The sequence below is a fragment of the Pseudomonas fluorescens genome, from assembly GCF_002837185.1.
In the GTDB taxonomy this organism is placed as follows: Bacteria; Pseudomonadota; Gammaproteobacteria; order Pseudomonadales; family Pseudomonadaceae; genus Aquipseudomonas; species Aquipseudomonas fluorescens_AM.
In genome coordinates this window covers 145,885-164,160 of record NZ_KZ477988.1, presented here as the reverse complement: position 1 = coordinate 164,160, position 18,276 = coordinate 145,885, and the positions used below count along the sequence as shown (strand labels likewise).

Here is an 18,276-nt window from a genome sequence, read left to right as displayed (position 1 = left end):
AGGCGACCATCACAGCAGTGATAGTCGCCTTTTTTTATCAGCTGGCCGTGCGGGCCAGGCTGTGTACCTGTTCGCGGAGTTTCGCCGTGGCCGTTGGGCTGGCAACCGTCGCATAGCCTTTTACCAGGTGTTCGAAGTGCGTTTCGAACAGCCAGTTGCGGTCCTGCGGATAGCGCTGCATGTGACGCAAATTACGCTGGCGCAAGGCGTAGCGCAGGGGCGAGGGATAGATGCGCAGGTCAGCGACATCAATCAGGCCGAACTCGCCGTCGTCCATCAGCAACACGTTGCCCAGGTGCAGCGAGCGGAAGTACACACCGCGTTCGTGCAATTGCGCCATGAACCGGCCGAAACGCTCGACCAGCGATTCGCGCAGGCTGCTGTCCAGGCTTTGCAGGGCCTGGCGCAGGGTCAGGCCCGGCAAGGGTGTATAGGCCACGGCACCGCTGGCGTCGGGCAAGTGGTAGAGACCGAGGATGTGTGGGGTGGGAATGCCCAGCGTGCGCAATTGTTCGCTGTTGCTGGCAAAACGCTCGGAGTACGGGTTGAAGCTGCCGGAGGTGTACCAACGGCGCGGGCGGAACAGCTTGAGGAAGCTGCCGTCTTCCAGGCGCAGGACTTTTGGCCCCAGGCCATCGGCTTCAATCACCTGGGCATTGCTGCTCAGCCGGTCAAACGCCGGGCCCTTGATCGATTGCACCGGTATGCGCAGCAGGCTGCGGTGGCGCTGGGCGATACTCAGGCCGGTAATGATCGCCAGCGGGATCCACAGCAGGAACCAATGCTCCTTGGGTCGCGACAGGATGCCACCGCCTTCAGTCAGGCCCGCACCGATGCCGTAGACCAGCAGGGACGATGCCAGGATGAACAGCGGTTGTGCGCGTCGTTGCATGCTCTTGTACAGGGCATAGCCGAGCATGAAGATCCAGGGGATGAAGCCGATGATGCCGACGTAATACAGCACGCCAAGGGCAAAGCTATGGGGCTCGCGCAGCTGGTAGCCGTTGTCGAATGTCAGGTACAGTTCGGAGTCGTAGCTATGGCCGATCCACGGGTGGTCGGCGATGAGCTTCAACGACATTTTCCACAGCTCGACACGCAACGAGTTGCCACGGTCCGTGATCAGTTCCGGATACAAAAGCAGCAGTCCGGCGCTGGCCAGCACCATTGCACCGAGCAGCAGCGCCGAGCGGCGGTTGCGACTGACCAGGGCCATCCACACGATCACCATCATCAGTGCCACCAACGGCGTGCGAGAGCCCGTCGCCAACACCGTGACGCCCATGATCGCCAGTGCCGGGACGCTGAACCACAACACGTTCAGGCGCTGGGTCGTCAGGCAGATAAACAGCCAGTACACCGTGAAAAAGCCGAACAGGTGGGAGCTGAGCAATGGGTTATCGAGGGCGCCAAGGCCGCCGATCATGCGCATGCCAGGTTCGTACGCCTTCGCGAAGGCCACCAGGTTGCCCAGGCACACCACCAGCGCAATCACTGCAGCGCCGAAGAAGATCGGCTTGAACAACTCATTGCGGTAGTGCAACAGCAGCCCACAGCCGCCAAACAGCATGAAGGTGTTCAGCGGACGTTTGAACAGATCGGTGTCGGCACTGGGCTCAGGGCTCCAGAGCAGGCTGGTCAGCGCCCAGGCGGAGAACGCCAGGAACGCCAGGGCGATCGGTTCGCGCAAGAGATCCTTGAGTTCCCTGGGGCGCATGCACAACAGGAACAAGGTGGGCACGCTGAACAGGAGGTAGACAATCCGGTGCAGTACATTGCGGTTGCCGACGAAGAACAGTGCACTCAAGAGCAACAGCAAGCCAACAGGCAAAATCCACAGGACCAGGAAGTCAAAAACGCGATTCGAGCCATAGATAAGGCGCTTGGAGTGCATACGATAGAGCCATTCCAGAAAGAGAAAGCCGACCATCTTAAGGTAGTGGCTATGTAATGTCGTCCGCGTGATCCCACCGGGCCGCGGCGTACGCCGGGTGCAAGTACAACAGAGAAGCTGTGCTAAAGTCAGCCTCCTTTTTCAAAACGCCGCGTGATATGACCGACTCCAGTCCGAGCGCAAGCCCTTCGAGCTTGAAAATATACTTCCGCCTGCTCAGTTACGTTAAGCCTTATATGGGCTTGTTCGCGCTGAGTATCCTTGGATTTCTGATTTTCGCGTCGACCCAACCGATGCTGGGTTACATCCTCAAGTACTTCGTCGACGGCCTTTCCAACCCGGAGGCCGTGCTGTTTCCGACCGTGCCGTTCCTGCGCGACCTGCAGTTACTGCAGGCGGTGCCGCTGCTGATCATTCTGATCGCGGCCTGGCAGGGCCTGGGCTCATTCCTGGGCAACTACCTGTTGGCCAAGGTCTCCCTGGGCCTGGTCCACGATTTGCGCGTGCAGCTGTTCAACAACCTGCTGACGCTGCCTAACCGTTACTTCGACAACCACAATTCCGGGCACCTGATTTCCCGCATCACCTTCAACGTGACCATGGTCACGGGGGCGGCGACCGATGCCATCAAGGTGGTGATCCGCGAAGGCATGACGGTGATCTTCCTGTTCGCCTCGCTGCTGTTCATGAACTGGCGCCTGACGCTGGTCATGATTGCCATCCTGCCGTTGATTGCCGTCATGGTCAGCACGGCCAGCAAGAAATTCCGCAAGCAGAGCAAGAAGATCCAGGTGGCCATGGGGGACGTGACCCACGTCGCCTCGGAAACCATCCAGGGTTACCGCGTGGTGCGTAGCTTCGGTGGCGAGGTCTATGAAGAGAAGCGTTTCCTCAAGGCCAGCCAGAGCAATACCAACAAGCAACTGCGCATGACCCGCACCGGGGCGATCTACACCCCGGCGCTGCAGCTGGTGATCTACTCCGCGATGGCGGTGCTGATGTTCCTGGTGCTTTACCTGCGCGGCGATGCGTCGGCCGGTGACATGGTGGCCTATATTACCCTGGCCGGCCTGTTGCCCAAGCCGATCCGCCAACTGTCGGAAGTCAGCTCGACCATTCAGAAAGGCGTGGCCGGGGCCGAAAGCATTTTCGAACAGCTGGACGAAGAGGTGGAGGTCGACCACGGCACCCTCGAACGCGACAAGGTCAGCGGTCGCCTGGAAGTGCGCAACCTGAACTTCACCTACCCCGGTACCGAACGCCATGTGCTCAAGGACATCAGCTTTACCGCCGAACCCGGGCAGATGATCGCCCTGGTGGGGCGTTCGGGCAGTGGCAAGTCGACCCTGGCCAGCCTGATCCCGCGGTTCTATCACCATGAGAGCGGTGAAATCCTGCTTGATGGCATCGAGATCGAGGACTACAAGCTGCTCAACCTGCGCAAGCACATTGCCCAGGTCACCCAGCACGTGACCCTGTTCAGCGACACAGTGACCAACAATATCGCCTATGGCGACCTGGCCGGCGCGCCACGCGAAGACGTTGAAGCGGCGGCGGCGGATGCCAACGCCAAGGACTTCATCGACCAGTTGCCCAAGGGCTTCGATACCCAGGTCGGCGAGAACGGCGTGCTGCTGTCCGGTGGCCAGCGTCAGCGCCTGGCGATTGCCCGTGCCCTGCTCAAGAACGCGCCGTTGTTGATTCTCGACGAGGCCACCTCGGCCCTCGACACCGAGTCCGAGCGGCATATCCAGGCCGCGCTGGACAAGGTCATGCAGGGCCGTACCACACTGGTGATCGCACACCGCCTGTCCACTATCGAGAAGGCCGACCTGATTCTGGTGATGGACGACGGGCGCATCGTCGAGCGCGGCACCCACGGCGAACTGTTGGCGCAGAACGGCTACTACGCGCGACTGCATGCCATGGGCCTGGATGCGCCGGTAGCGGCCGACATCACCTGATCCAACGGGCGCCACGCCTCGAATGTGGGAGGGGGCTTGCCCCCGATAGCGGTGGGTCAGTCAGCATTTCTACAAGCTGACACTGCGCTATCGGGAGCAAGCCCCCTCCCACATTTGCCCTGTGGTGGGCGCAAGCCATCGCAAACCCTGTGCTAATATCGCGCCCCTGTTCATTTTGTATGTGGGTTGCTCCATGAAGTTGTCCATGCCGCGATTCAATCAAGCCCCTGTCTTGGTGGTCGGCGATGTCATGCTCGACCGTTACTGGCATGGTGGTACCTCACGGATTTCCCCTGAGGCGCCGGTACCGGTGGTCAAGGTCGAGCAAATCGAAGACCGTCCAGGTGGCGCTGCCAACGTTGCCCTCAATATTGCCGCGCTCGGCGCCCCGGCTTCCCTGGTGGGTGTGACCGGTGACGACGAAGCGGCCGACAGCCTGGCCAACAGCCTGCGCGGTGCCGGCGTGCGCGCGTTGTTCCAGCGCATCGCCCATCAGCCGACCATCGTCAAGCTGCGGGTCATGAGCCGTCACCAGCAATTGCTGCGTATCGATTTCGAAGAACCCTTCGCCACCGACGCCCTGGCCCTCGGTGACCAGGTCAACGCGTTGCTCGAAGGTATCAAGGTGCTGGTGTTGTCCGACTATGGCAAAGGCGCCCTGAAGAATCACCAGGTGCTGATCCAGGCCGCCAAGGCCCGCAACATTCCGGTGCTGGCCGATCCCAAGGGCAAGGACTTCTCGATTTATCGGGGCGCCAGCCTGATCACGCCCAACCTCAGCGAGTTCGAAGCGGTCGTCGGTGGTTGCGCCGATGAGCACGAACTGGTGAGCAAGGGTGCGGCGCTGATGGCCGACCTTGAGCTCGGCGCCCTGCTGGTGACCCGTGGCGAGCACGGCATGACCCTGCTGCGCCCCGGCCACCCGCCGATGCACTTGCCGGCGCGGGCGCGGGAAGTGTTCGACGTCACCGGTGCCGGTGATACGGTGATTTCCACCCTGGCCGCGTCCATCGCCGCCGGCGAGGAACTGCCCCATGCCGTGGCCCTGGCCAACCTGGCGGCGGGCATCGTGGTCGGCAAACTGGGCACCGCGGCTATCAGCGCCCCCGAATTGCGTCGCGCCATCCAGCGTTCCGAAGGTTCGGAGCGCGGCGTGCTGGGGCTCGAGCAATTGCTGTTGGCGATTGACGACGCTCGCGCCCACAACGAAAGCATTGTGTTCACCAACGGTTGCTTCGACATCCTGCACGCCGGCCATGTGACTTACCTTGAGCAAGCGAGCGCCCAGGGTGATCGCCTGATCGTGGCGGTCAACGATGATGCCTCCGTCAGCCGTTTGAAAGGCCCGGGCCGACCGATCAACAGCGTCGACCGGCGCATGGCGGTGCTGGCCGGGTTGGGCGCGGTGGATTGGGTGATCAGCTTCTCTGAAGGCACCCCGGAAAACCTGTTGGCCCAGGTCAAACCGGACGTGCTGGTCAAGGGCGGTGATTATTCCGTCGACCAGGTGGTCGGTGCGGACATCGTCAGCGCCTACGGCGGCACCGTCAAAGTGCTGGGGTTGGTGGAAAACAGTTCGACCACGGCCATCGTCGAGAAAATTCGTAACAATGAATAACGCTGATAAATGGGTGTTGATCACCGGAGGCGCGGGCTTCATCGGTTCGCATTTGGTTGACGCGCTGCTCGCCAAGGGCTATTCGGTGCGGGTGCTGGATAACCTGTCTACCGGCAAGCGCAGCAACCTGCCTCTGGATAACCCGCGCGTGCAACTGGTGCAAGGCGATGTGGCCGACGCCGAGCTTTTGGCTCAAGTCGTCATCGGTGCGTCGGCGGTGGTTCACCTGGCAGCCGTGGCGTCGGTCCAGGCGTCTGTGGACGATCCGGTCAGCACGCATCAGAGCAATTTCATCGGCACCTTGAATATCTGCGAGGCCATGCGCAAGGCCGGCGTGAAGCGTGTGGTATACGCGTCCAGCGCAGCGGTCTACGGCAACAACGGCGAGGGTGCTTCCATCGATGAAGAGACGACCAAGGCGCCGCTGACACCCTATGCCTCGGATAAATTGGCCAGTGAGCACTACTTTGACTTCTACCGTCGTCAGCATGGTCTGGAGCCGGTCATTTTCCGCTTCTTCAATATCTTCGGTCCGCGCCAGGACCCGTCATCGCCGTATTCCGGTGTGATCAGCATTTTCAGCGAGCGGGTACAGCAGGGCCTGCCCATTGCCGTGTTTGGCGACGGCGAGCAAACCCGTGACTTCATGTATGTGGAGGACCTGGTGGATGTGCTGGTGCAGGCCATCGAACTGCCGACCATTGCACCAGGGGCAATCAACGTCGGTTGGAACCACGCCACGACGCTCAAGCAGGTGCTGCAGGCACTGGAGCAAGTGGTGGGCACGTTGCCGGTCATCACCTACGGACCGGCGCGCCTGGGAGATATCCGCCACTCGCGGGCCGACAATCGGCGCCTGCTGGCAAGCTTCACCCTGCCTGAACCTACGCCGTTGAAGGTCGGTCTGGAGCGCTTGCTGAAGGGCTGAGTTGCACGTCAGCCCCTGGCTTTTTTCTTCGGCACAATCTTGCGCAGCATCTGCTGCGCCTTGCCGGTCAAGCGCTTGAGCTTTGACTCTTTTTCCGGTTCTGCCAGGCCTTGCTGCCTGAGCCAGTCCTTCCAGCGAATCCGCTCATCACGCACCAGCCAACCGTCCTGCCGGGCGAAGCTCTCGGCCAGGTACAAACCCCGCGTGCTCGCCGGATACAGTTGGTCCTTCTTGACGGTGTACAGCTCGGCGAGTGGCTCGCCGTCCTTGAGCGGCATCAGGTACAGGTCCGGACGCTTGCGATCCAGGCGCGCGACCAGTTGATCACCTTCCAGGCGCTCATCCACATGGAACAGGCTCAGGGACTTGGCTTCCTTTGGCACCTCCAGGCGCAAGTCGTAAATCAGCTGCAGTGACGCCGTCGGCAGGTGCACGTAGGCCCGTGGACGCTCGATCAACTGGGTGGTGGCGCAGCGCACCGGACGCGCGGCGCCGGACAGCGGGCTCAGGCGAAACGGCAGGGCTTCACGGTAATGCAACGCGGAGGAGTAGGGCGCCGGCAGCCAGGTATCGTTGAAACGCCCGCCGAGCCAGCCTTCAGGGGTTTCCAGCAGGCATTCCTCGGCAATTTCCTGAATGGCCGTATGCAGCGGCAGGTTCAGTTCATGGGCCGGGACGTAGCCGGAGATCAGCTTGAGCACTACATCGCCGCGATCCTGGCGACGCTGGCGTACCAGCACCCAGTAATCCTTGTTTTGCCAGTGCAGGGTCAAGCGCACCGAGACACCGAGATTCGCCAGTTCCAGGGCGAAGCGTTCGGCGTCCGGCACCTCGACCGGCTTGCGCCGTTGCAGGGTCTGGGCGAAGTTGAGCGGCATGCCGACGCTCTGGTAGCTCAGGCCTTCGGGAGTGGCTTCTACGTGCAGCGGCAGTGTCTTGAAGTTGCTGGGGTTCTTTCTTATGAGCGTACGCGGCATGTCGGCTCCTTTTTGCGACGGGGTCGGCCGCGTGGGCGGCATCAGAGTTGACGGATGACTCGGGCAGCGGTTGCCACGTTATGGGCCAGGTGCAGCGGATTGATGGTCCCGACAATAGCACTGGCGACGCCCGTTTGCGCAAACAACAACGTGAAACTGGCCTGAATTGGATCCCTTCCAGGTTCCAGGCACACGTGGCCGCTGGCCAGGGCTTTTTTCACCAGGATGCCCTTGCCATGGGCCGCCGCGTAATCAATGACGGCTTTTTCGGCCTGTTCGTTCAGATTGTAAGTCACCATGGCGCAATCACCTTGCTCCAGCGCCTTCACGCCGCCTTCAACGGTCTTGCCGGAGAAGCCGAAACCGCGGATCTTGCCCTCCTTTTTCAGCGCCGCCAGGGTCTGGTAAACCTCGCAGTCGTTGAGGATGTGCAGGTCGTTGCCATCGGAGTGCACCAGCACCAGGTCGATAAAATCCGTTTCAAGTCGTTTCAGGCTGCGCTCGACTGACATCCGCGTATGAGCCGCGCTGAAATTGTGACGGGACACGCCGTCCTCGAATTCTTCACCGACCTTGCTGACGATCACCCAATCCTTGCGCTGGTCACGCAGCAGTGGCCCCAGACGCTCTTCGCTGCGGCCGTAGGCGGGTGCGGTATCGATCAGGTTGATGCCCAACTGGCGCGCCTGGCGCAGCAGCATTCGCGCCTCGTCGTCATTCGGAATCTGGAAGCCACTGGGGTATTTGACCCCTTGGTCGCGACCCAGCTTGACGGTGCCAAGGCCCAAGGGCGACACCAGCAGGCCGGTGCTGCCCAGAGGACGATACAGTTCGTGCAGGGTTGGCAGGCTCATGGCAACAGGTGCTCCCAGGCGGGTTGGCCGATCGCAGGCTTGGGCAGGTCGGGCAGCGGTTCGCTGGCGCCTGGGCGGATGCCCGCGCGCTCCAGACTGTCGATGACCCGGTCGGCGAAGTCCGGCGCCAGGGCCAGCTTGGTCGGCCAGCCCACCAACAGGCGGCCCTGTTCGGCCAGGAAGGCATTGTCGGGACGGCTCAGGCCCGATTGCAGTGGCTCGGCGCGGTTGACGCGCAGGGTGGCCCACTGGGTCTGGCTCATGTCGATCCATGGCAACAGCTGGGCAAGTTCTTTCTGCGCGGTGGCGATCTGCTCTTGCGGCGTGCGGGCCACACCATCGGCCTCGGCGATATCGCCGCCGATGTACCACACCCAGTTGCCGTCTGCGGCCGGGTGGGTGGTCACGGTCAGGCGCGGCTTGGTGCCGCCGCCCAGGCAATGGGCATACAACGGCTTCAGGCCCGGGCCTTTGGCGAGGATCATGTGCAACGGGCGGGTTTGCATCGCCGGCTGGCTCAAGCCCAGGGCCGCAAGCAGATCGGCGGTGCCTGCGCCGGCACTCAATACGATGCGCTGGGCGCGGATTTGGCGGCCATCGACCGTCAAGCCCACCAGCGTGTCGCCTTCGCGCAGCGGTTCTATGTGTTCGCCGGCGAGCAGACCGTCACCGGCCAGGTGCGCCAGGCGTTCAATCAGGCTGGGCACATCCACGACCAATTCTGCCAGGCGGTAGACCTTGCCCTTGAAGCGACGATCCTGCAGCGCAACCGGCAGTTCGTCGCCCTTGACCTGATCGACACGGCCGCGCACGGCCTTGCTGGCGAAAAAGCTGGTGAGATTGCCGGCGAGGGTGCCGGGGGACCACAGGTAATGGGCTTCAGAAAGCAGGCGCACGCCGGACAGGTCCAATTCGCCATTGCCGGCCAGGGCTTCACGCCAGCGGCGCGGCATGTCGGCAATCGCTTCGGAGGCGCCGGTGAGGGCGCCGTGCAGGGCGTATTTCGCACCGCCGTGAATGATGCCCTGGGACTTTACGCTTTGCCCGCCACCCAGGGTCGCGCTTTCCACCAGTACCGTGGAAAACCCCTGGCGGCGCAGGCGCGCATTGAGCCAGAGGCCGGCAACCCCGGCGCCGACAATCAGAACGTCGGTGGAAATAGGCATGCGCGCGGGACCTCATGGGTAGAAAAGGGGGCCTAGTATAGCGCGCAGCTGCAAGTTATCAGCTGCAAGCGGCAAGTTAGCAGCCGACCGTGCTGCTTTTTCTTGCCGCTTGTAGCTTGAAACTTGTCGCTGGGCTAGCGCTTCAATGACCCGCGGTTTTCGAGAACAATTGAATCACCACCACGCCCAGCACAATCAGGCCCATCCCCAGCATGGCCGGGATATCCAGCTTCTGCCCGTAGATGAACAGCGCGGCAATGCTGACCATCACAATGCCCATTCCGGCCCATACGGCATACGCCACGCCGACCGGCACGGTGCGCACGACCAGGGTCAGCATCCAGAACGCGATGCCATAACCGACGATCACCAGCAGCAGCGGGATAGGTGTGCTCCACCCCTTGATGGCTTTCATGGAAACGGTCGCGATCACTTCCGAGCAAATGGCGATGGCCAGGTAACAGTAAGCGGCGTTCATGGTGCGATCCTCAAGGTGAAGCGGGTTTGATAAGGTCGGCATTCTAGAGGTTCAACAGATGCGGTAAAGTCATTACCTATCCGAATTGAAGATAGGTTGAGCCATGAGCGTGCAGTGGGATCTGGAACAGATGCGCCTGTTTGTCAGCGTCGCCGAACAGCGCTCGTTTTCCGCCGTGGCGCGTGGGCAGCGCAAGGCGCAGTCGGCCGTCAGCACCGCGATTGCGCTGTTGGAGGCGGACCTCGGCGTCAGCCTGTTCGAGCGTAGCAGTGGCCGCCAGCCGCGCTTGACCGAAGCCGGCAGTGTGTTGCTGGAGGAAGCGCGTGAAGTGCTGCGCCAATGCGAGCGCCTGACGGGGCGGGCACTGGCGCTGACCCGTGGCGAGGAAGCGTGTCTGCGCCTGGCCCAGGACGAGGCGATGTTGTTCCAGCCGGTGCTCGACAGCCTCGAGGCGCTGGCGGTGCGCTATCCATTGCTGGAAGTGCAGTTGTCCAGTGCAGCGCAAGGCGATGTGGCGCGCAAGCTGGTGGAACGCCAGGCCGATCTGGGCCTGTTGTTCTACCACGACCAGATTCCCGAAGCCCTTGAGCGGCGGGTGGTGGGCAGTGTGGAGATGGTCACGGTGTGCGGTGTGAATCACCCTTTGGCCACGGCACAGTATGTGGACTGCCAACGCCTGGCGCAGTTTCGCCAGTTGCTCATGTCGACCCAGACCAGCGTCTACCCCGGCAGTGAAGCCGCCAGCCCGCTGGTATGGCGGGCCGACAGCTTCTATGTGTTGGCCGAATGGCTGATGAGCGGCCTGGGTTGGGCCTGGTTGCCACGGCACATCGTGCAATACCCCACCTATCAACAGCAGATGGTTGAACTGCACAGCGAATGGACCCCGCCGGCGCTGGTGGTGGAGCTGGTGTGGCGCCGCGATGAGCACCTTGGGCCTGCCGCACGCTTTCTGGCTGAACGTTTTGCCGAGTGCTTGCAGGCGATCGACTGAAAAAGCCGATAAACTCCGCCGCCATGAATAGAACTCTCTACACCTGTCTGTTTTACCTGGCGCTGCCGTTGGTGGTTTTACGTCTGTGGTTGCGCGCGCGCAAGGCGCCGGCCTATGCCAGGCGCGTGGGCGAGCGGTTTTCCTGTGGCTTGCCCGTGATGCAGCCCGGCGGGATCTGGGTGCACGCGGTGTCGGTGGGCGAAAGCATTGCCGCTGCGCCGATGATCCGGGCCCTCCTGAAGCGTCATCCGCAGTTGCCGATGACCGTCACCTGCATGACGCCCACCGGTTCCGAGCGAATCCAGGCGCTGTTCGCCGATGAGCCGCGCGTCCAGCATTGCTATCTGCCGTACGACTTGCCCTGCGCCGCCAAACGTTTCCTCGATTGCGTACAGCCTAAGCTGGCGGTGATCATGGAAACCGAATTGTGGCCTAACCATATTCACGCCTGCGCCCAACGCGGTATTCCTGTGGCCCTGGCCAACGCGCGATTGTCGGCGCGCTCGGCCAGGGGCTATGCGCGGTTCGCCAGACTGACCGCGCCGATGCTGGCCGAAATGAGCTGGTTCGCCGTGCAGACCGAAACCGAGGCCGAGCGTTTTCGCAGCCTGGGCGCGCGTCCTGCCACCGTTGAAGTCACCGGCTCGATCAAGTTCGACCTGACCATCGACCCCCAACTGCCGGCACGCGCCGCCGCCTTGCGCGAACAATGGGGCGCCGGTGAACGCCCGGTGTGGATCGCCGCCAGCACCCACGAAGGCGAAGACGACGTGGTGCTCGACGCCCATCGCCAGTTGCTGGCCAGCTATCCCAATGCGCTGCTGATTCTGGTGCCGCGTCATCAGGAACGCTTCGGGCCGACGTTCGAGCGGTGCGTGCAGCAAGGCTTTGCCACAGTGCGGCGCTCCAGTGGCGAAGCGGTCAATGCCGACACCTGCGTGCTGCTTGGCGACACCATGGGCGAGTTGCTGTTTCTCTACGCCTTGGCCGACAGCGCCTTTGTCGGCGGCAGTCTGGTACCGACCGGTGGGCATAATCCTCTGGAACCGGCGGCGCTGGGCAAACCGGTGATCATGGGGCCACACCTGTTCAACTTCCTGGAAATCAGCGCGATGATGCGCGAGGCCGGGGCGTTGCGCGAGGTGGATGACGCAGAAGGTTTGGCCGAAGCGGTGCGCCAATTGTTCGAACTGCCGCGAGATGCGCGCAGGATGGCAGAGGCGGGATTGAAAGTGATGCAGGCCAATCAGGGAGCGCTTGAGCGTTTGCTGGACGGCCTGGACAGGCTGATCGCTGACTGATTCAACATACATCCGAATATGGGAGGGGGCTTGCCCCCGATAGCGGTGTGTCAGTCACCCAATAGGTGGCTGCCCACTGCCATCGGGGGCAAGCCCCCTCCCACATTGGTTTATGGTGTTTTCAAGAACCCGGGCGGGCCTTGAGCTGCTCGGCGGCGGCTTTGGCCAGGTCCGGTGGCAGGAAGTCTTTATCCGGGTTGTAGTCGGCTTTCAAATAGCGCGTCAGGTCCTGTAGGTCCCCCGGATTCAGCGTGCCCGCTGCCTGCTTCAAGCGCAGGTTGTCGAGGATGTAGTCGTAGCGGCTGTTGTTGTAGTTGCGCACCGATGAGTAGAGCTGGCGCTGGGCGTCCAGCACGTCGACGATATTGCGCGTGCCCACCTGATAGCCGATTTCCGTGGCTTCCACCGCGCTCTGGTTGGAGATGATCGACTGGCGGCGTGCTTGCACCTGTTCCACGTCGGTATTTACGGCGCGGTGCAGGTTGCGGGTATTTTCCACAACCTGGCGGCGCAGGCCTTCGCGTTGCTGCTCGGTCTGGCCCAGGCGCGAGTAGGATTCACGTACCTGGGAGCTGGTCAGCCCGCCGCTGTAGATCGGGATGTTCAAGCGCAGGCCGATGGTGCGCTGTTCGACGTCGCCGCGATAGGGCGTGCCGAACGCATTCGGGTTGCTGAAACCCAGAGCATCGTTATCGCCTTTTTCGTACTGCGCCACCGCGTCCAGGGTGGGCGCGTGGCCGGCCTTGCGCTGCTTGAGGGTTTCTTCGGCAGCGGTGACGGCGTAGTTGCTGGCCAGCAGGTTCAGGTTCTGGCGGCCGGCGGTTTCGACCCAGGCCTTGGCGTCGTTCGGCAGCGGCGGCAACACCGGCAGTGTGTGGACAATGCCCTGGATCGAATTGTATTGGCGATTGGTCAGGGTGATCAGTGCCTCGAACGCGTCTTCCACCTGGCGCTGCGCGAGGATGCGGTTGGCCCGTGCCGTGTCGTAGCTGGCCTGGGATTGCAGCACGTCGGTCTTGTCCGACAGGCCCACATCGAAGCGTTCATTGGATTGGTCCAACTGACGTCTGAAGGCATTTTCTTCGGCCTTGGTCGAGGCCAGGTTGTCTTGCGCGCGCAGTACGGCAAAGTAGCTTTCGGCGCTCTGCAGGATCAGGTTCTGTTCGGTCGCCGAGAGCTGCAGTGCGGCCTGCTCATTGGTGGCTTCGGCGGCTTGCAGCTGGAACCAGCGGTCGGCACGAAACAGCGGCTGGCTCAATGTTGCACGCCAGGAGTGCGCATCGCGATTGGCGGTGGCGGCCGGCGTGTCGATCTGGGTGCGCACGTTATTGATGTCGGCACCACCGGTCAGGTTCGGCAGCAACCCGGCGCGGGCCTGGGGCACCACTTCTTTTTGCGCGCCGTATTGAGCGCGGGCCGCTGCTAGGTCGGCGTTGTTGTCCACCGCTTCCTGGTAGACGCTGACCAGGTCGGTTCTGGCGGACAAGGGCGCTTCAGCTGCCCAGACCATTCCATTGGTCGCACAAGACACGGCAACTGCCAGTGAAAGTTTGCGCAGCATGAGGCGATCCCTGAGTAAATATTACGATGATAATTTATCGCTCAAGGCTACGGTGACGAAACGGGAGCGTCAAGCCTTGAGGCAGCTCAGGAGTGTAGTGGCCGGGCCTCGGCACAACAATCCTGTAATCACGCCATTTATCATCCTGACTACAGCGTCATTGGCAATTTGCCCACGCCCTGGTCTAGACTGGGCAGGTTCTTGTCGGGGTGCCTTGTTGGAAGGCTGAGATCGGTAAATACCGGATCCCGTTGAACCTGATCAGGTTAACGCCTGCGTAGGGAACAAGATTTCTCGTCACCCGGCGAGTCCTCTTGTGCTTCGTCCGGGAAGTTGTTCGACCATCGAACAGCCCTCGTGCGCCAAGCACAGCACTGATTCCAGTGCGTCCGTCCGCCACAGGTTCGCTCCGACAAAAATCCACCGCCTGGATAAGTTGGAGAGCCCGTGATGAGCACAGAAATAAAAAGTACAAAACTCAAAGATACCGTGCACCTGAGTGAATCGGCCAAGGTCGACGCAGGCTCGGTGCAGCCGTTTACCCGCTCGCAGAAAATCTACGTACAAGGCACTCGCCCGGACATCCGTGTACCGATGCGCGAGGTCAGCCTGGACGTGACCCCCACCGATTTCGGCGGTGAAATCAACGCGCCCGTGGTGGTCTATGACACTTCCGGCCCGTACACCGACCCCAACGTGATCATCGACGTGCGCAAAGGCCTGGGCGATGTGCGTTCACCCTGGATCGAGTCCCGTGGCGACACCGAGCGTCTGTCGGGTCTCAGCTCGCACTTCGGCCAACAGCGCCTCAGCGATGCCGAACTGACCGCCCTGCGCTTCGCCCATGTGAAGAACCCGCGCCGCGCCAAGGCCGGGGCCAACGTCACGCAGATGCACTACGCGCGCAAAGGCATCATCACCGCCGAGATGGAATACGTCGCCATCCGCGAAAACATGAAGCTCGAAGAGGCCCGCGCCAGCGGCCTGCTCGACCAGCAACACGCCGGCCACAGCTTTGGCGCCAGCGTACCGAAGATCATTACCCCAGAGTTCGTGCGTGAAGAAATCGCCCGTGGTCGCGCGATCATCCCGGCGAACATCAACCATACCGAACTGGAGCCGATGATCATCGGCCGTAACTTCCTGGTGAAGATCAACGGCAACATCGGCAACAGCGCCCTGGGTTCTTCCATCGAAGAAGAAGTGGCGAAACTCACCTGGGGCATCCGCTGGGGTTCGGACACGGTGATGGACCTGTCCACCGGCAAGCACATCCACGAAACGCGCGAGTGGATCATCCGCAACTCACCCGTGCCGATCGGGACCGTGCCGATCTACCAGGCCCTGGAAAAAGTCGGCGGCGCCGCCGAAGACCTGACCTGGGAGCTGTTTCGCGACACCCTGATCGAACAGGCCGAGCAGGGTGTCGACTACTTCACCATCCACGCCGGCGTGTTGCTGCGTTACGTACCGCTGACCGCCAAACGCGTCACCGGCATCGTTTCCCGTGGCGGTTCGATCATGGCCAAGTGGTGCCTGGCCCACCACAAGGAGAACTTCACCTACACGCATTTCGATGAAATCTGCGAAATCATGAAGGCCTACGACGTCAGCTTCTCCCTCGGCGATGGCCTGCGTCCGGGGTCGATCGCCGACGCCAACGACGCTGCGCAATTCGGTGAACTGGAAACCCTCGGCGAGCTGACCAAGATCGCCTGGAAGCACGACGTGCAAACCATGATCGAAGGTCCTGGTCACGTGCCCATGCAATTGATCAAGGAGAACATGGACAAGCAGCTCGAATGCTGCGACGAGGCGCCGTTCTACACCCTCGGCCCGCTGACCACCGACATTGCGCCGGGCTACGACCACATCACCTCCGGCATCGGCGCGGCGATGATCGGCTGGTTCGGCTGCGCCATGCTCTGCTACGTCACACCCAAGGAGCACTTGGGCTTGCCGAACAAGGATGACGTGAAGACCGGGATCATCACCTACAAGATCGCCGCGCACGCCGCCGACCTTGCCAAGGGCCACCCGGGCGCGCAGATTCGCGACAACGCGTTGAGCAAGGCGCGCTTCGAATTCCGCTGGGAAGACCAGTTCAACCTGGGCCTGGACCCGGACACCGCGCGTGCCTATCACGACGAAACCCTGCCGAAGGATTCGGCCAAGGTTGCGCACTTCTGCTCGATGTGCGGACCGAAATTCTGCTCGATGAAAATCACCCAGGAAGTGCGTGAATACGCGGCCAACCAGCGCATTGACGCGGTGGATGTGGACGTGGCCAAGGGCTTGGCCGAACAGGCGGAGCGCTTCAGGCAGGAAGGCAGTCAGCTCTACAAAAAGGTCTGATCCGGGATTGCAGGCGCCTGTACCGGCCTCATCGGGGGCAAGCCCCCTGCCACATTTGACTGTGTTCACAATTCAAGTGTGGGAGGGGGCTTGCCCCCGATAGCATTCTTTCAAACAACAAATGTCCCTCAGAGATTTCATCCTTGAGCATTCAACCCAGCACTTACTCGCCTGACATCGCGGTGCCTTCTGACAAGCGCGTCTTCGGCGCCCGCGACCTGTTTTCCCTGTGGTTCTCTCTCGGCATCGGCCTGATGGTGTTGCAAACCGGCGCTTTACTGGCGCCGGGTCTGGGGCTGTCCGGCTCATTGTTGGCCATCTTCCTCGGCACCCTGGTCGGCGTGCTGTTGCTGGGCGCCGTCGGCGTGATCGGCAGCGACACGGGGCTGTCCGCCATGGCCGCGCTCAAGCTCAGCCTCGGTACCCGAGGCGCGAGCCTGCCGGCGCTGTTGAACCTGCTGCAATTGGTTGGCTGGGGCGCGTTCGAGATTATCGTGATGCGCGATGCGGCCAGTTTGTTGGGCGCGCGCGCGTTCAGTGAAGGCAGCCTGTTGGCGAACCCCTTGTTGTGGACCGTGTTTTTTGGTGGCCTTGCCACCGTGCTGGCGGTGAGTGGCCCGTTGACGTTCGTGCGGCAAATCCTGCGCAAATGGGGCATTTGGCTGCTGCTCGCGGCCTGTCTGTGGCTGACCTGGAACCTGTTCGCCAAGGCCGACCTCGTCGCGCTGTGGGCCCAGGCCGGTGACGGTTCGATGCCGTTTGCGGTGGGCTTTGACATTGCCATCGCCATGCCGCTGTCGTGGCTGGCGCTGATCGCCGACTACTCACGCTTTGGCAAACGCGCGAAAAGCGTGTTCGGCGGCACCGCGCTGGGGTTCTTTATCGGTAATTTCTGGCTGATGAGCCTGGGGGTGGCCTACACCCTGGCATTTGCGCCCAGCGGTGAAGTGAATGCACTGCTGCTGGCCCTGGCCGGAGCCGGCCTGGGTATTCCGCTGTTGCTGATCCTGCTGGACGAGTCGGAAAACGCGTTTGCCGATATTCACTCGGCGGCAGTGTCGAGCGGGATGCTGCTGCGTTTGAAAGTCGAGCACCTGGCGTTGGCCATTGGTGTGATCTGCACCGTGATCGCCTGCCTGGCGCCCCTGGCGCAATACCAGAACTTCCTGTTGCTGATCGGTTCAGTGTTTGCGCCACTGTTCGGCGTGGTACTGGTGGATCACTTCATCCTGCGCCGTCGGCGCCAGGGCGCAGTGACCCTGCTGCATTGGCCGGCGCTGCTGGCGTGGCTGGGCGGCATCGGCACCTACCACCTGCTGGCGCACTTCTATCCGGATCTGGGTGCAACCCTGCCGGCATTGCTGCTGGCAGGGTTGCTGCAGTTCATCCTGGGGCGGGCGGTCAGTGGCGCGCGGGCATCAGCTCGGGCTTGATCACCCCGGTCAGGCGCGCATAGGGGATGGTGATTTCGATCAGCCCCTGGGCGTAGGGAGCAATGGTGGTGACGTTGTACTTGAGCACCACGCCGCCGCTGGTCAAGGCCACGTTCGGGGTCTTCTGGAACGGCCAGTTCTTCACGAACTCCGGATCGCGGTCCATCTTGGTGTTGATCAACCAGCTGTTGTGGGCAACTTTTGCCGTATTCCAGAAGGCCTGCTCCTGGCCGGGCAACAGCATGTCGGCCAGGCTCAACTCCTTATGCAGCACCCGTGAATAATTGATGAAACCGCGGCCAGGTTCACCGTGGGCCACGCCGGTGTCCAGGTAGCTGGACACCTCAACGATCACCAGTCCGTCATGCTGCTCACGTACCTTGGCCTGCAAGTACATGCTGTGGCGGTCGGGGGATTCGCGCAGGAACTTGTCCCGGTAGGCATTCAGGGTCGCAGGGACGCTGGCGCCGGGCGTGGTGCGGGTCATCTGCAACAGGCGCTGCTCGACCAGGTTGTCGAGTTGCGGATCGGCGGGGAAATGCACGGTGTCGATGTTCACCAGCGGACAATCAGGGCTGCCGCAGCCGGGCTTGATCTGCTCCGACTTGTCGGTGGTGACGTCCAGCGGTTTGAGTTGGCCGGGCTGGAACAGGCTCTGGCAGGCACCCAGGGTCAAGGCAATACAAGCCATGGAGGCGATTTTTAAAAGCGACATGTGTGTCCTTCGTAAATCGATGGAAAGCGAAAAGAGTA

The 18,276-nt window shown here is 62.0% G+C and carries 14 protein-coding genes and 1 riboswitch; of the genes, 7 read left to right on the top strand and 7 right to left on the bottom strand.

Going from position 1 to position 18,276, the window contains the following annotated elements:
• Positions 1–37: 37 nt before the first annotated feature.
• A complete protein-coding gene (locus CIB54_RS05615) occupies positions 38–1,894 on the bottom strand; it encodes a bifunctional O-antigen ligase/aminoglycoside phosphotransferase family protein (protein WP_101218966.1) in 1,857 nt (618 codons plus the stop codon).
• Positions 1,895–2,052: 158 nt separating this feature from the next.
• Here CIB54_RS05615 and msbA point away from each other — a divergent pair, with 158 nt between their 5' ends.
• From msbA to CIB54_RS05600, 3 genes are all read left to right on the top strand, one after another.
• A complete protein-coding gene (gene msbA, locus CIB54_RS05610; protein ID WP_065951544.1) occupies positions 2,053–3,858 on the top strand; it encodes a lipid A export permease/ATP-binding protein MsbA in 1,806 nt (601 codons plus the stop codon).
• Between the two features lie 193 nt (positions 3,859–4,051).
• Positions 4,052–5,476, top strand: coding sequence for a bifunctional D-glycero-beta-D-manno-heptose-7-phosphate kinase/D-glycero-beta-D-manno-heptose 1-phosphate adenylyltransferase HldE (hldE, locus tag CIB54_RS05605; RefSeq protein WP_065951543.1), 1,425 nt, complete (start codon positions 4,052–4,054; stop codon positions 5,474–5,476).
• Positions 5,469–6,404, top strand: a complete 936-nt coding sequence (locus tag CIB54_RS05600) for an NAD-dependent epimerase/dehydratase family protein (protein ID WP_101218964.1) — start codon at positions 5,469–5,471, stop codon at positions 6,402–6,404. Before hldE ends, CIB54_RS05600 begins: the two co-directional genes overlap by 8 nt.
• 8 nt (positions 6,405–6,412) lie before the next feature.
• Here CIB54_RS05600 and CIB54_RS05595 read toward each other — a convergent pair whose 3' ends face one another.
• The 4 genes from CIB54_RS05595 to CIB54_RS05580 form a co-directional block, all read right to left on the bottom strand.
• The gene (locus CIB54_RS05595; protein WP_065951541.1) at positions 6,413–7,381 is read right to left on the bottom strand and encodes a metal ABC transporter ATPase; all 969 of its coding nucleotides are present in this window, start codon (positions 7,379–7,381) and stop codon (positions 6,413–6,415) included.
• A gap of 41 nt (positions 7,382–7,422) precedes the next feature.
• Positions 7,423–8,235, bottom strand: a complete 813-nt coding sequence (locus CIB54_RS05590) for an aldo/keto reductase (protein WP_101218962.1) — start codon at positions 8,233–8,235, stop codon at positions 7,423–7,425.
• On the bottom strand, positions 8,232–9,401 hold the full coding sequence (locus CIB54_RS05585) for an NAD(P)/FAD-dependent oxidoreductase (RefSeq protein WP_101218960.1): 1,170 nt from the start codon (positions 9,399–9,401) through the stop codon (positions 8,232–8,234). The genes CIB54_RS05590 and CIB54_RS05585 overlap by 4 nt, the downstream gene beginning before the upstream one ends.
• 142 nt (positions 9,402–9,543) lie before the next feature.
• Positions 9,544–9,879 carry a DMT family transporter gene (locus CIB54_RS05580; protein WP_057724331.1) on the bottom strand — a complete coding sequence of 112 codons (336 nt, stop codon included), beginning with the start codon at positions 9,877–9,879 and terminating at the stop codon, positions 9,544–9,546.
• A gap of 103 nt (positions 9,880–9,982) precedes the next feature.
• Here CIB54_RS05580 and CIB54_RS05575 point away from each other — a divergent pair, with 103 nt between their 5' ends.
• Together CIB54_RS05575 and waaA are read left to right on the top strand one after the other, a co-directional pair.
• A complete protein-coding gene (locus CIB54_RS05575; protein ID WP_065951538.1) occupies positions 9,983–10,873 on the top strand; it encodes a LysR family transcriptional regulator in 891 nt (296 codons plus the stop codon).
• A gap of 23 nt (positions 10,874–10,896) precedes the next feature.
• Positions 10,897–12,174: a lipid IV(A) 3-deoxy-D-manno-octulosonic acid transferase gene (gene waaA, locus CIB54_RS05570; RefSeq protein WP_101218958.1), complete on the top strand. Its 1,278-nt coding sequence runs from the start codon at positions 10,897–10,899 to the stop codon at positions 12,172–12,174.
• A 121-nt stretch (positions 12,175–12,295) separates the two neighbouring features.
• Here the strand turns inward: waaA and CIB54_RS05565 are convergent, their stop codons facing one another.
• Positions 12,296–13,735, bottom strand: coding sequence for a TolC family outer membrane protein (locus CIB54_RS05565; protein WP_065951536.1), 1,440 nt, complete (start codon positions 13,733–13,735; stop codon positions 12,296–12,298).
• Between the two features lie 195 nt (positions 13,736–13,930).
• Positions 13,931–14,036, top strand: a riboswitch (TPP riboswitch).
• A 149-nt stretch (positions 14,037–14,185) separates the two neighbouring features.
• On the opposite strand from CIB54_RS05565, the gene thiC reads away from it, so the two are divergent.
• On the top strand, positions 14,186–16,090 hold the full coding sequence (thiC, locus tag CIB54_RS05560) for a phosphomethylpyrimidine synthase ThiC (protein ID WP_065951535.1): 1,905 nt from the start codon (positions 14,186–14,188) through the stop codon (positions 16,088–16,090).
• Positions 16,091–16,233: 143 nt separating this feature from the next.
• Positions 16,234–17,523 (top strand): putative hydroxymethylpyrimidine transporter CytX, encoded by a 1,290-nt coding sequence (gene cytX / locus CIB54_RS05555; protein WP_101218956.1) that lies wholly within the window; start codon positions 16,234–16,236, stop codon positions 17,521–17,523.
• Here cytX and CIB54_RS05550 read toward each other — a convergent pair.
• Entirely contained in the window at positions 17,492–18,238 is a 747-nt protein-coding gene (locus CIB54_RS05550; RefSeq protein ID WP_065951533.1) for an RsiV family protein, read from the bottom strand. The genes cytX and CIB54_RS05550 overlap by 32 nt on opposite strands.
• Positions 18,239–18,276: the final 38 nt, after the last annotated feature.

What these genes read in the sequence shown, in the direction of transcription:
- CIB54_RS05615 (WP_101218966.1), bottom strand. Translation starts at nt 1,894, where the DNA reads ATGCACTCCAAGCGCCTTATCTATGGCTCGAATCGCGTTTTTGACTTC.
- msbA (WP_065951544.1), top strand. Translation starts at nt 2,053, where the DNA reads ATGACCGACTCCAGTCCGAGCGCAAGCCCTTCGAGCTTGAAAATATAC.
- hldE (WP_065951543.1), top strand. Translation starts at nt 4,052, where the DNA reads ATGAAGTTGTCCATGCCGCGATTCAATCAAGCCCCTGTCTTGGTGGTC.
- CIB54_RS05600 (WP_101218964.1), top strand. Translation starts at nt 5,469, where the DNA reads ATGAATAACGCTGATAAATGGGTGTTGATCACCGGAGGCGCGGGCTTC.
- CIB54_RS05595 (WP_065951541.1), bottom strand. Translation starts at nt 7,381, where the DNA reads ATGCCGCGTACGCTCATAAGAAAGAACCCCAGCAACTTCAAGACACTG.
- CIB54_RS05590 (WP_101218962.1), bottom strand. Translation starts at nt 8,235, where the DNA reads ATGAGCCTGCCAACCCTGCACGAACTGTATCGTCCTCTGGGCAGCACC.
- CIB54_RS05585 (WP_101218960.1), bottom strand. Translation starts at nt 9,401, where the DNA reads ATGCCTATTTCCACCGACGTTCTGATTGTCGGCGCCGGGGTTGCCGGC.
- CIB54_RS05580 (WP_057724331.1), bottom strand. Translation starts at nt 9,879, where the DNA reads ATGAACGCCGCTTACTGTTACCTGGCCATCGCCATTTGCTCGGAAGTG.
- CIB54_RS05575 (WP_065951538.1), top strand. Translation starts at nt 9,983, where the DNA reads ATGAGCGTGCAGTGGGATCTGGAACAGATGCGCCTGTTTGTCAGCGTC.
- waaA (WP_101218958.1), top strand. Translation starts at nt 10,897, where the DNA reads ATGAATAGAACTCTCTACACCTGTCTGTTTTACCTGGCGCTGCCGTTG.
- CIB54_RS05565 (WP_065951536.1), bottom strand. Translation starts at nt 13,735, where the DNA reads ATGCTGCGCAAACTTTCACTGGCAGTTGCCGTGTCTTGTGCGACCAAT.
- thiC (WP_065951535.1), top strand. Translation starts at nt 14,186, where the DNA reads ATGAGCACAGAAATAAAAAGTACAAAACTCAAAGATACCGTGCACCTG.
- CIB54_RS05550 (WP_065951533.1), bottom strand. Translation starts at nt 18,238, where the DNA reads ATGTCGCTTTTAAAAATCGCCTCCATGGCTTGTATTGCCTTGACCCTG.